12 protein-coding genes are annotated in these 11,235 nt (G+C 65.2%); 8 read left to right on the top strand and 4 right to left on the bottom strand.

Features of this window, described 5'->3' with window-relative positions:
- The 3 genes from ACRDPN_RS09885 to ACRDPN_RS09875 all read left to right on the top strand — a co-directional run.
- Window positions 1-1,335 (top strand): Eco57I restriction-modification methylase domain-containing protein (locus ACRDPN_RS09885; RefSeq protein ID WP_431447281.1); only part of this gene is annotated, 1,335 nt, incomplete at its 5' end.
- A 348-nt stretch (window positions 1,336-1,683) separates the two neighbouring features.
- Entirely contained in the window at window positions 1,684-2,541 is an 858-nt protein-coding gene (locus tag ACRDPN_RS09880) for a DUF2510 domain-containing protein (protein WP_431447280.1), read from the top strand.
- A 14-nt stretch (window positions 2,542-2,555) separates the two neighbouring features.
- Window positions 2,556-3,203: a hypothetical protein gene (locus ACRDPN_RS09875; protein WP_431447279.1), complete on the top strand. Its 648-nt coding sequence runs from the start codon at window positions 2,556-2,558 to the stop codon at window positions 3,201-3,203.
- A gap of 228 nt (window positions 3,204-3,431) precedes the next feature.
- Here ACRDPN_RS09875 and ACRDPN_RS09870 read toward each other — a convergent pair whose 3' ends face one another.
- A complete protein-coding gene (locus ACRDPN_RS09870) occupies window positions 3,432-4,379 on the bottom strand; it encodes a CHAD domain-containing protein (protein WP_431447278.1) in 948 nt (315 codons plus the stop codon).
- A gap of 95 nt (window positions 4,380-4,474) precedes the next feature.
- Here ACRDPN_RS09870 and ACRDPN_RS09865 point away from each other — a divergent pair, with 95 nt between their 5' ends.
- Window positions 4,475-4,777, top strand: a complete 303-nt coding sequence (locus ACRDPN_RS09865) for a hypothetical protein (RefSeq protein ID WP_431447277.1) — start codon at window positions 4,475-4,477, stop codon at window positions 4,775-4,777.
- A gap of 75 nt (window positions 4,778-4,852) precedes the next feature.
- Here the strand turns inward: ACRDPN_RS09865 and ACRDPN_RS09860 are convergent, their stop codons facing one another.
- The 3 genes from ACRDPN_RS09860 to ACRDPN_RS09850 form a co-directional block, all read right to left on the bottom strand.
- Complete coding sequence (locus ACRDPN_RS09860; RefSeq protein WP_431447276.1) at window positions 4,853-5,221, bottom strand: hypothetical protein; 369 nt, start codon at window positions 5,219-5,221, stop codon at window positions 4,853-4,855.
- 197 nt (window positions 5,222-5,418) lie between these two features.
- Complete coding sequence (locus tag ACRDPN_RS09855) at window positions 5,419-5,625, bottom strand: dodecin family protein (protein WP_431447275.1); 207 nt, start codon at window positions 5,623-5,625, stop codon at window positions 5,419-5,421.
- Window positions 5,626-5,716: 91 nt separating this feature from the next.
- Window positions 5,717-6,682, bottom strand: a complete 966-nt coding sequence (locus ACRDPN_RS09850; protein ID WP_431447274.1) for a metallophosphoesterase family protein — start codon at window positions 6,680-6,682, stop codon at window positions 5,717-5,719.
- Between the two features lie 106 nt (window positions 6,683-6,788).
- Here ACRDPN_RS09850 and ACRDPN_RS09845 point away from each other — a divergent pair, with 106 nt between their 5' ends.
- The 4 genes from ACRDPN_RS09845 to ACRDPN_RS09830 form a co-directional block, all read left to right on the top strand.
- On the top strand, window positions 6,789-7,805 hold the full coding sequence (locus ACRDPN_RS09845; RefSeq protein WP_431447273.1) for an iron ABC transporter substrate-binding protein: 1,017 nt from the start codon (window positions 6,789-6,791) through the stop codon (window positions 7,803-7,805).
- Window positions 7,806-7,939: 134 nt separating this feature from the next.
- Window positions 7,940-9,355: an ABC transporter permease gene (locus tag ACRDPN_RS09840; RefSeq protein ID WP_431447272.1), complete on the top strand. Its 1,416-nt coding sequence runs from the start codon at window positions 7,940-7,942 to the stop codon at window positions 9,353-9,355.
- Complete coding sequence (locus ACRDPN_RS09835; RefSeq protein ID WP_431447271.1) at window positions 9,352-10,383, top strand: ABC transporter ATP-binding protein; 1,032 nt, start codon at window positions 9,352-9,354, stop codon at window positions 10,381-10,383. Before ACRDPN_RS09840 ends, ACRDPN_RS09835 begins: the two co-directional genes overlap by 4 nt.
- Window positions 10,383-11,235 (top strand): AMP-binding protein (locus tag ACRDPN_RS09830; RefSeq protein ID WP_431447270.1); only part of this gene is annotated, 853 nt, incomplete at its 3' end. The genes ACRDPN_RS09835 and ACRDPN_RS09830, both read left to right, overlap by 1 nt.

The following is an 11,235-nucleotide window of genomic DNA, read 5'->3' as shown; positions in this document are numbered from 1 at the left end:
GGCGGCGGTTTCCAAGCCGTGGTCGGGAATCCTCCATATCTGAACGTTGACAGCGTCTGGGGGAAGAACGACCCGCGGTTGGCATACATCAAGAGTGCGTACTCATCGATCCACACGGACAAGACCGACATACTCTTCTACTTCCTCAAAAGGTCGGTCGACATTTGCCAGGGCGAGGTCGGCATGATCGTCTCCCGCTCCTTCCTGGAAGCTGACAAAGCCCAACACTTGCGGGAATGGCTGTCGACAAACTCGCGTGTGCGCGAGGTTCTGGACTTCCGACAGGCTCACGTGTTTCCGAAGGTCGGGATTAACACGGCGATCGTTCGGTTCACGAAGTCGAAGCACACGAAACAGGCACGATTCAGGCGTTACCTGCACCGCGATCTCCCCCCGGACTTCACAGCCGACACCTTGCGAGACTCTGGCGAAGTCTCAGAGGTACTGATGCCGATGAGTGAACTCGGACGCTCTGCATGGAACTTCGGCGAGGCAGACGTTCGAACACTAATGGCAAAGATCGATTCCGCCGGCACGCAGGCTGGAAGCATTCTGCACATCGGCAAAGGCATGGAGACCGGCGCAAACAAGGCGTTCAGCTTCGAACCAGGTGAGAAGCGAGTCGCTGAATTGGTTCAGGCCAGGCAGCTTTACCGACGGGCCCGTAACAGCGACATTCGTCCCTATCGCATCGCTGAGGCCGGCCCGCGCACCTTGTACGTGGAGGATTCAACAGCGTTCGGTCAGTTGCCAGCAGACGTGAGGGCCCATCTCAGTTCGCATCGAACCACATTGGAGTCGCGAGCTGCGTACCAGCGCGGAGACTGTTTGTGGTGGAAATTCACTTGGCCACTGCACAAGGAGTTCTTCGATCGACCGCGAATCATCTGTCCTTACCGCGCGTCTTGGAATCGCTTCGCGCTCGACGAGCAGCGCAAGTTTCTCGGACTCACTGACACGACGGTGCTGTACGAGAACGGCCAACCAGAGGATCTTCGGTACATCCTTGCCTTACTGAACTCGCGGACTCTCACGGCCCGATTTCGGTTCATTGGGAAACTCATCGGGGGTGGGAACTACGAGTATTACGAGAACACAGTGAGAAAGCTCCCGATCCCACGGCGATCTGCCGGCGACGCGGATCATGACCAGATCGTTGAACTGGTCAAGAAAATTGAAGCGGCTACCGAAGCTCGAGATTCGACAATCGTCACGTCAGAGATTGCAGAACTCGACCAGGAAATCGCATCCACGCACGCCAGCATCGAATCGGAAGTGCAGAAGCTCTTCGACCTATCGGACGACGAGAAAGAGCTCCTAGAGGCTCAACTGTAGTGACTTTTCAGTAATTCAGTTCTGTTTGAGGGTTTGGGTCGGGGTATAGCGGCCGGAGCTGTACGACCGGGAACCACTTCCAGACAAGTGGTGCCCCGTCGAGAGTCTCGTCTTGGTAAACGACCAGCGCCTTCCACTTGTAGCTGTTGTGCTTCCAGTCGACGACGTAGCCCTGCCAGGGACGTTCGTAGCGACGCTTTCGGAGGACGAGGACGTGGCGGGTGGGCCGGTATGCCGGCCACTTGTCACGCCTGCTCGGGTTCATCCCCACACGACGTAGATTAGAACACGTGATCGAACATCACGGATATGAGAGCGCGCCGCGTTGGCGGCCATACACTTCAGGCCATGAGCGATGGCTCGGAACCCCCACCGGCAGGTTGGTACGCGAATCCCGGCGGCCAGCGCCAGTGGTGGGACGGGAGTCGATGGACTGACGTCTATGAAGACACGTCGCCATCAATGGTCGCTCAGGTCGAGACCGAGACACCCGCCGAGCCTGGTGCCAATGGGAACGCGACCGAACCACCGTCGAGAAGGTGGCTCTGGGCATTCGCGTTCGCACCTTTGGCGGTCGTCGCCTTTCAGGCTGCGCTATTTCAAGGCGATGTATCCCCCGACTCCAATCTTTGGCGCATTGTGGTCCCCGCATCGGCAGTTGTGTTGCTTTGGTTGCTCGCGTTCGTCGACTTCGCGCAGCTGCCACGACTTACGTCAGACAAGTCATGGGGTGTTATCTGGGGATTCCTCTTCCCTGGGTACCCGGCATGGCGAGCCCGCGCCACTTCCACGTCCTATGCCCCATTCGCGGCCTGGTGCATAGTCCTCGCCCTTTCGGCTACGGCCAGCGGCCTTCTAATCGTCTCTGCCGAGGAACGTCTCGCAGCAGCCGCAGTCGAATCGACTCGCGCCGACCCCTTTGACGAGGCACAAGAAGATCCCGACGCGATCAGGTCGAGTTGCGGATACAAGATGGCTCGCGCCCGTACACGCTTCAACATCGAGGCGACAAGGTACGAAGAGCGGGTCGCGCGAGAGTGGACTTTGAAGGACGCTCTCGACAGGAAAGCATCAGGGAACGCGGACCCGGCCGACCGCAAACTCATCGAGGCGTACTACAACGTGTGGCAAGTCATTTCCGACAACCCCGACTGCGTCGAACCCGAGGAACTTGACGAGGCGCGACGGATCTTGAAGAACAGATAGTTGAAGCGAAGTGCGTGGCGACGATGCAGAAGCAACCGGACACCCACTCCGACGAGCCGCTCGTTTCCCTCAGCTCTGAGGATGTCGTCCAGGCCTTCGATTCAGCTCGGGAAAAGGCAGCGGACTGGGCTGCACGCCGCGCTCCCCAGTTTCCTGGCGACAACAGTGTCACGAGTCACATGGTTGGGAAGCTGGGCGAAGTCGCAGTGGCGAACTGGCTTGTCGACCAAGGCTACGAAGTCGACCGCGTCTTTCTCGACCCCGCTCGGGAGGGTGAGTGTGACGTGGCAATACAGCGTCCCGGTCCGCCACGGCGCATCGACGTGAAGTCTTGGCAGGAACGTGGGTTCAATCACAATGCCGGCTACGTATGGGCCAAGCAGCTTCCATACATTGACAAGAGCGACCTTCTCCTGTGGGTGCGGACCCCGGATCTTCCCGGTGACACGGGGCAAGAATCCTTCGATCCAGCGTCTCTTGGTGCGTTGGTTGTGACTCTGGTGGGCTGGTCCTTCACCACTGAGCTACACACGCTTGGTAAGGCTGTGCCGGAGAGCAGCACGACGGACGGCCTCGAAATAGTGAGGGATCACTGGCACCCGATGAGCGAGTTGCTCGGGGCGAGCCTTGACCCAACCTTCGACCCCGGCGGGGGTGACTGACCCCCCATTTTGACCCCCACAGGTTGTTTGTTTGTGGGGGTCGGCTCGTGTCCGCCAATGTCCGCGCCAGCCCTTTGACCTGCACAGACGGTCGCCTGCGGATCTCGGCGAATCGGCTGCATATCCCTGACACGGAAGAGGTCACTGGTTCAAACCCAGTATCGCCCACTACAGATTTGCCCCGGTTTTCCGGGGTTTTTCTGGCTTCTGGACGCAGCCGACAGGGATTCAGGTGAGCCAGCTGCGCCGTTTCTTGCGGTTCGCCTGGGACCAGGCCTCGCTGTACTCCGTTCGCAGATCCGCCGCGCGGGCTCGTAGACGGACGAGGAGCCGTCCGTAGAGGAGCGCGTTGTCTCCGTCCAGATCTGCCTGGACCGTGAGCTGACGCAGCAACGGGTGGGTGATGACCACGTCGTGGTAGTCCCCGAGGACCGTCTGGACGCGTTCGATCGCCTCCGCGAATTGGGCCGCGTCTCGGCCGTAGATGGGTACGAGGGGCTCCGCAGCGTATCGGGCGCGCTTGGCCGCCTTCCGGACCTCATGGAGGCGTTCGTCCCGCATGGGTCGGTCGGGCGCGTCCTCAGCGGCGGCGGCGCACCGGCGAAACCGTTTGAATTCCTTGGACACGCGAGCGGGCAGCACATCGGTGGCCTGCTGGTCGGCCGGAGGCGTCCACGGTGGGTTGGTCATCAGGGCTTCGAGGTTGTCGATCAGCGTGTAGTAACGCTCTGACTGCATGGCCTCGATTGAGCGTCTGTGGGCGAGGCGGTAGGCGTCTCCGAGGTCGCGATCGACTCGGCGTGAGAAGCGGTCCAGCACGATGTCGAAGGGCTCGTCGGCGATGAGTGCAGCCAGCTGCTGGTGCTTGACTTCGGCGTCTCGGGCCGTACCGAGCACACCGGCGATCCACGTCAGCTCGTCCCGAAGGGGCTCAGTCCGCTCGCGGTCCAGCAGCGGCCGGAACGTTGCCAGCGCACTTCGGAGCCGCCGTATCGCCACGCGCATCTTGTGCACCGAGTCGGGAACGTCACGGCGGACCAGGGGATCTTGGTACATCAGTTCGGCGACCTGCTCGCGCAGCCGGAGGCCGATGACATCAGCGGCCGTGCTCCGCCCCTGTGGCGACTCTTCTGCCGGCTTGAGCGTGCTCTCGATCTCTGGCAGGACGACACCCATGTCTCGGTTCTACACCCATGCCGGCAACGCCGACACCGCCGCGAGCCGGGTCCCGCAATCGTGCTGTCCGCAGCCGGGTCATGTCAGGAGCACCGATGACTTTCATCCAGATCGTTTCATTCCACTGCACCGATCCCTCCGCCCTTCGCGGCATCGAGGACGAATGGTTGGCGGCCACCGAGGGCCGCCGAACACTCCAGCACGAGACGTTCCTTGTCGACCGCAACGACCCGAGCCACTTCATGACGATCAACGAGTTCGAGTCATACGAGGCAGCCATGCAGATCTCGGAGCTTCCCGAGACCGACGCCATGGCCCGGAAGGTCGCCGGGTTGCTGATCGGCGAGCCGACGTACCACGACCTCGAGGTAGTGCAGGTCACTGACTTCGGCTCGTAACTCACGGCCAGGTTCGTCCTGGCGCTACGGACTGCCCCACCTCAGGGTCACCTGAAGCGGGGCAGGTCCGATCGCTCAGGCTCCGGTGTCTGCCAGAGTCCCGTCGTCACTGCTACTGCTGTCTGCGTCGCCACCGCCGCCGTTCTTGTCGCCGTTGTCGTCGCCGTTGTCGCCGTTGTCGCCGCCGTCATCGTCGTCGTCATCGTCGCCGCGGCATTGACTTGCACTGCTCGCCTCGAAGTCGTTGTGCTTCTCATGCGGGTTCTCAAAGGCGTTGACGCTGACGGTGATGAACTGCACATTGTCCGGATTCCCGGGGGGGAAGTGACAGATGCTCACCTTCTTGTCGTCGTCCGGTTCGGCCATCGCCGGGGCACTGATGAAGGCGCCGACGGCGACGAGAGCGAGCGCGACGAAAGTTCTATTCATGGAAGTGCGTTTCATCGACTTCATCCTCCAGAGGGTGAGTTGGCTCCAGCGACGCACTTGCGCCGGAGGCCCGAGAAGCCGCGATCACATGATCGTTATGCCCAGAGTGGTCCTTTTCCCGCCGTTCCACAGCAAAATGGGTAAACAGTGGTTGAACACTGACAGTATGAGGGTGATGCCGACCGGCGACCTTGATCGAGCAGCGCGAGCGGTCAGCCACCCTCGTACTTGAACGACACCCGGAGTTTCACCCGGAAGGTGGGTTCGCCATCGCCTCCGAGGTCGAGGTCCTGCTCCACGACCTCGGCGACCCGAAGGTCGCGGACGCTGGACTTGACGGTCTTCACCGCTGTGAGCGCGGCGTCCTCCCAGGATGTGGTGCTCGTGCCGACTACGTCGATGACCTTGTAAACGCTCATGAGTGCCCTCCAATGGCAGAACTCCGTCTCTCGTCACCTTGGCAGCGATCCGGCCGGAGGACAACAGTCGGCCGGGAGGCCGATCGCTTCGTCAGCGCTTGATCGTGAACTCGTCGACGAGGTTGCCGTCGTGGTCGATGGCACGGCCCTCGAGGCGGTCGTCGTAGACGAGCAGGTCGACGAAGTGGAAGACCGACTCGCTCACCTCGGTGAAGTCCTCGCTGCCCGTCTCTCGCAGCTTGGAGCCGCCGCCGGAGATGACGTAGGTGATGTCGTTGATCGGCGCCGATCGCTGGTAGTCGTGGTCGTGGCCGGCCAGGACGAGCGGGACGTCGGCCTCCTCGAAGAGCGGGACCCAGAGGTCCTGGACGCTCCTGGTGGAGCCGTGTTCGCCGGCGGAGTAGGCCGGGTGGTGCATGGACGCGATCGTCCAGGTGTCCGGCGGCTCCTCCTCGGCGAGCACCTCGCGGAGCCAGGCCAGCTGTCGTTGGTTCCGGACCTGGTTGGAGTCCAGCGTGATCACACGGACCGGCCCGACCTGCTCGACGTACCACTCGTTGTCGCGGCCCAGCTCGGCGAGGATCTCATCCTCCTCGTCGCTCTGGACGTCGTGGTTGCCCAAAGCAGGGAGGACGGTGGCGTCCTCCAGGATCTTCGCGAACGGAATGGTGACGGACTCTCGCGTCAGATCCGAGTCGCCGTCGGGATAGATGATGTCGCCGAGCAGGATCAGCGCGTCGTACGGGTCGTCTTCGGACTCCAGCTCCATCCGCCTCGCGGTGCGGTACTCGGCCTCGTTGCGCAGGCCGGTGTCGCCGGCGATCGCGATGCGAACCTCGGGCTCCTCCTCGATGACCGGTACCGGCTCACCCGAGCTCACGGACGGGCGGCTCTGTTCGGACGAGCTGAGGAACGACGGCGGAAAGACGAATGCCACCAGGAGCAGGGTGGCCAGGGTCAGCCCCAATCCCACCGAGAGGGCCACCAGCCTGCGGCGCTGCTTGCGGCGCCTGCGTGTGCTCGCGTGGCCCACGCTGCCTCTCGGGTTCGTCTCCATGGCGACGAGAATATGTCTGATCCTCAAGTGCTGGGGGCCGTTCCTTCGCGGGCGATCGGGGCGCTAAGGTAAGCCAAGCCTTATTCCCCTGACGGAAGGACGGGAGATGCGACTGCGCGTCCTCGCCGCAACCGCGCTCACCACCCTGGTCGCCACCACGCTCAGCGCGTGCGGCACCGGCTCGGAGGAGTCCGATCGGTTCATCACGGTCTACAACGCCCAGCACGAGGAACTGCTCGCCGAGCTGGCGCCGAAGTTCACCGAGAAGACCGGCATCGACGTGAAGCTGCGCAACGGCAAGGACTTCGAGCTCGGCAACCAGCTCGTGCAGGAAGGCGAGCAGACACCTGCCGACGTGTTCCTCACCGAGAACTCCCCCGCGATGTCGCTCGTCGAGAGCAAGGGCCTGTTCGCGCCGCTCGACCAGACGAGCCTCGACCGCATCCCCGAGCAGTACCGCCCGGCCAGCGGCGCGTGGACCGGGTTCGTCGCCCGCTCCACAGTGCTGATCTACGACGATGACGTCGTCGACGAGGCCGACCTGCCCGAGTCGATCCTCGACCTCGCGAAGCCGGAGTGGAAGGGACGCACCTCGTTTTCGCCCTCCGGCGCGGACTTCCAGGCGATCGTCAGCGCCGTCCTCCAGCTCGAGGGCGAAAAGGCCACCGAGGAGTGGCTCGAGGGCATCGCCGAGAACGGCACCGTCTACCAGGGCAACAACATCGTCATGAACTCGGTGAACGACAGCCAGGTCGAGACCGGGATCATGTACCACTACTACTGGTATCGCGACCAGGCCGAGGCCGGCGAGAACAGCAACGACTCGCGGCTGCACTTCTTCGGCAAGAAGGACCCCGGCGCGTTCGTCAGCGTCTCCGGAGCCGGCGTCCTGAAGGCCAGCCAGAAGCAGGCCGACGCCCAGCGATTCGTCGACTACCTCACCGACGTCGACGGCCAGCAGGCCCTCGCCGACAGCTACGCGCTGGAGTACCCGCTCAACCCGGAGGTCGAGCTGGAGCCGCCGGTCAAGCCGCTCTCCGAGCTCGATCCCCCGGACGTCGACCTCACCGAGCTGAACGGACCGAAGGTCATCGCGATGATGCAGGAGGTCGGACTCCTCTGAGCGGCGTCACGCTCCGACGAGGAAACGTCAGGCACGGACGCGAGAAGCGTCCGGCCAGGCTCCTGATTGCCGGGGCGCTGTTCGCCGCCTTCACGTTGCTGCCGCTGGCACACGTCGTCTTCTATGCATCGGGCGTGGGCTTCGACGTGGCGCGGGAGCAGCTGATCCGGCCACGCATGGGCCTCCTGCTCGTCAACACCGTCTCGCTCGTCGTCGCCGGCGTCACGCTGAGCGCAGTCATCGCCACCGCCTGCGCGTGGCTGGTGGAGCGCACGGACGTCCCGGTGCCACGGGTGTGGCGTGGGCTGCTGGTCGCGCCGCTCGCGGTGCCCGCGTTCGTCAACGGATATGCGTGGATCTCGCTCACGCATGCGGTAGAGGGCTTCGCCGGCGCGGTGCTGATCGTCTCCCTGTCCTACTTCCCGTTCATCTACCTGCCCGTCACCGCTTCGCTGCAGCGTTTCGACCCGGCCTTCGAGGAGACCGCGCGCACCCTCGGACTCGGACGCGTCGCCATCTTCACCCGCATCGTGCTGCCGCAGCTGCGGCCTGCCCTTCTCGGCGGCGGGCTGCTCGTGGCGCTGCACCTGCTCGCCGAGTTCGGCGCCCTTCAGATGCTGCGCTTCCCCACCTTCACCACGGCCATCTACGAGCAGTTCGGTTCGACGTTCAACGGCCCGGCCGCCAACCTCACGGCCACCGCACTCGCCCTGCTGTGTCTCGTCGTCCTCGTCACCGAGCTGCGCCTGCGCGGTCGCACCACGATCGCGCGCACCGGCGGCGGTGCCCCACGGAGCGCCGTCCGCATCCGGCTCGGCGGCGCCCGCGCGTCGGCGATCGGCGTGCTCATCGCGGTGGTGCTGCTCTCGCTTGGTGTCCCGCTGGTAAGCCTCGGGCGGTGGATGTTGGTCGGAGCATCGACGGCTTTCCCGGTCGCCGAACTCGTCAGTACCACGATGACGACGCTGGGTCTCGCCGCCTCCGGTGCCGCCGCGGCCACCGTGCTGGCGATCCCGGTCGCGCTGCTGGTCGTCCGACACACGTCGCGGACCTCGACGTTGATCGAGCGCAGCACGTTCACCGCCAGCGCACTCCCCGGCATCGTCATCGCGCTCGCCCTGGTGAGCCTGTCGCTGGACTTCACGCCGGCGATCTACCAGACGACGCTGGTGCTGGTCGCGGCCTACGTGATCATGTTCGCGTCGCGGGCCGTTGTCGGGGTGCGCGCCGCACTCGACCATGCTCCGCCGGTCCTGGAGGACGTTGCCGGCGCCCTCGGCCAGGGATCCTGGGCCACCTTCCGCCGCGTCACCCTTCCGCTCGTCGCTCCGGGCATCGGCGCCGGCGCCGCCCTGGTCTTCATCGCGATCGCCACCGAGCTCACCGCGACCCTGCTGCTCGCGCCCATCGGCACGCGCACGCTGGCCACCCAGTTCTGGTCGGAGTCGTCGTCGCTCTCGTACGGCGCCGCCGCCCCGTACGCCCTGCTGCTGGTGCTGCTGTCGATCCCCGCGACCTTCCTGCTCGGTCGGGTGGTGCGGACGCCATGAGCCGCCTCAGCTCGTACGGACTCGTCAAGCGCTTCGGTGGTGTCACCGCGCTCGACGGGCTCGACCTCGAGGTCGACGACGGTTCGATCATGGCCGTCCTCGGCCCGTCCGGCTGCGGCAAGACGACGCTGCTTCGCCTCATCGCCGGCTTCCTCGCGCCGGACGAGGGAACGGTGTCGATCGACGGTCTGGTCGTCGCCGACCGCACGCGCGTCGTCCCCACGAAGCAGCGGAAGGTCGGGCTGGTTCCGCAGGAAGGCGCGCTGTTCCCGCACCTCGACGTCGCCGCGAACATCTCCTTCGGGCTGCCGCGCAGCGAGCGACGCGGACCGCGAGTGGCCGAGCTGCTCGACCTCGTCGAGCTGCCCCGCGACCTCGCGGATCGACGCCCGTCCGAGCTGTCCGGCGGACAGCAGCAGCGAGTGGCGGTGGCCCGCGCACTGGCGCCCGAACCGACCGTCCTCCTCCTCGACGAGCCCTTCTCGTCGCTCGACGCGGCGCTGCGCGCCAGCACCGGACGTGCCGTCGTCAATGCCATCCGAGCCCGCAAGGCCACCGCGGTCCTGGTCACTCACGACCAGGACGAGGCGCTCTCGCTCGCCGACGACGTCGGTGTCATGGATCGTGGCCGACTGCTGCAGGCCGGCCCCCCGAGCACGGTCTACGCGCAGCCGGAGAGCCCGTTCGTCGCGGCCTTCGTCGGCGACGGCTCGCTGCTCCCCGCCCGTCTGCGCGGCGACAGCGCGACCTGTTCGTTCGGTTCCGTCTCCGTCGACCGCTCAGTGACCGGACCCGAGGTCCTGATCTTCGTGCGCCCCGAGCAGGTGATCGTGCGACCGGTGGCCGACGGCGGCTCACTCGTCACGGCGGTCGCCTTCCACGGGCACGAGGTGGTCGTCCGCCTGATCGACGAAGGCTCACGCGAGATGATCATGGCGCGCGTGCCGACGGCGCTGATGCCGGAGGTCGGAGACCGGCTGGGAGTGGAGCTGCACGGACCGGTTCTCGCCTTCGAGCGAGGCGCCTGATGACGGCGACTCCCGAGATCGAGCGGCTGGTCGACGCACCGTTCGGCGACCTTCGACGCCACGGCGATCGACCGGCCTTGCTCACTTCCGACACGGTGCTCACCTTCGTCGAGCTGGCCGACCGCATCGACGAGCTGGTGGAGGTGCTCGGTGGCGCCAGGCGTCTGGTGCTGCTCCGTGGCGGCAACAGCGTCGACGCCGTGGTGGCCTACCTCGCCGCCCTCCGCGCCGGGCACCCGGTGATCCTGACTCCGGCAGCACGTCCGGGCCGACCCGACCCCTGGTTGACCGCGCATGATCCCGACATCGTCGTGGATGCCGATGTCGCAGGACTCCAGGTCGACGTCCGGCGGACCACGAGCACGCACGACCTCCACCCGGACCTGGCGCTTCTCCTGACCACGTCAGGGTCGACTGGCTCACCCCGCCTGGTGCGCCTTTCGCGCATCAACCTCACGTCGAACGCAGCCGCGATCGCCGCCTACCTCGACCTGAGTGCCGCCGACCGCGGCGCGCTCAACCTGCCGCTGCACTACTGCTACGGCCTGTCGGTGCTCAACAGCCACCTCGCAGCCGGAGCCGGTGTCGTCGTCACCGACCTCTCCGTCGTCGACGCGTGCTTCTGGGACCTGATGGAGCGGCACGCGGTCACCGGGCTGGCCGGCGTCCCCCACACGTTCGACTTGCTCGACGCCTCCGGTTTCGCTGACCGTGAGCTGACCCGACTCCGCTACGTCACCCAGGCCGGCGGAAAGCTCGCCCCAGAACGGGTGACGCAGTACCTGCGACTCGGGCAGCGCCGCGGCTGGGACTTCTTCGTCATGTACGGCGCGACGGAGGCCACCGCACGGA

This window comes from Aeromicrobium sp., assembly GCF_050700635.1.
In the GTDB taxonomy this organism is placed as follows: Bacteria; Actinomycetota; Actinomycetes; order Propionibacteriales; family Nocardioidaceae; genus Aeromicrobium.
Note: the sequence above shows the minus strand (reverse complement) of the source record. Positions and strands in the feature narration are given on the sequence as shown.

Coding starts and splice junctions, on each gene's coding strand:
- ACRDPN_RS09880 (WP_431447280.1), top strand. CDS start 1,684: ATGAGCGATGGCTCGGAACCCCCACCGGCAGGTTGGTACGCGAATCCC.
- ACRDPN_RS09855 (WP_431447275.1), bottom strand. CDS start 5,625: ATGAGCGTTTACAAGGTCATCGACGTAGTCGGCACGAGCACCACATCC.
- ACRDPN_RS09860 (WP_431447276.1), bottom strand. CDS start 5,221: ATGAAACGCACTTCCATGAATAGAACTTTCGTCGCGCTCGCTCTCGTC.
- ACRDPN_RS09870 (WP_431447278.1), bottom strand. CDS start 4,379: ATGGGTGTCGTCCTGCCAGAGATCGAGAGCACGCTCAAGCCGGCAGAA.
- ACRDPN_RS09835 (WP_431447271.1), top strand. CDS start 9,352: ATGAGCCGCCTCAGCTCGTACGGACTCGTCAAGCGCTTCGGTGGTGTC.
- ACRDPN_RS09845 (WP_431447273.1), top strand. CDS start 6,789: ATGCGACTGCGCGTCCTCGCCGCAACCGCGCTCACCACCCTGGTCGCC.
- ACRDPN_RS09865 (WP_431447277.1), top strand. CDS start 4,475: ATGACTTTCATCCAGATCGTTTCATTCCACTGCACCGATCCCTCCGCC.
- ACRDPN_RS09850 (WP_431447274.1), bottom strand. CDS start 6,682: ATGGAGACGAACCCGAGAGGCAGCGTGGGCCACGCGAGCACACGCAGG.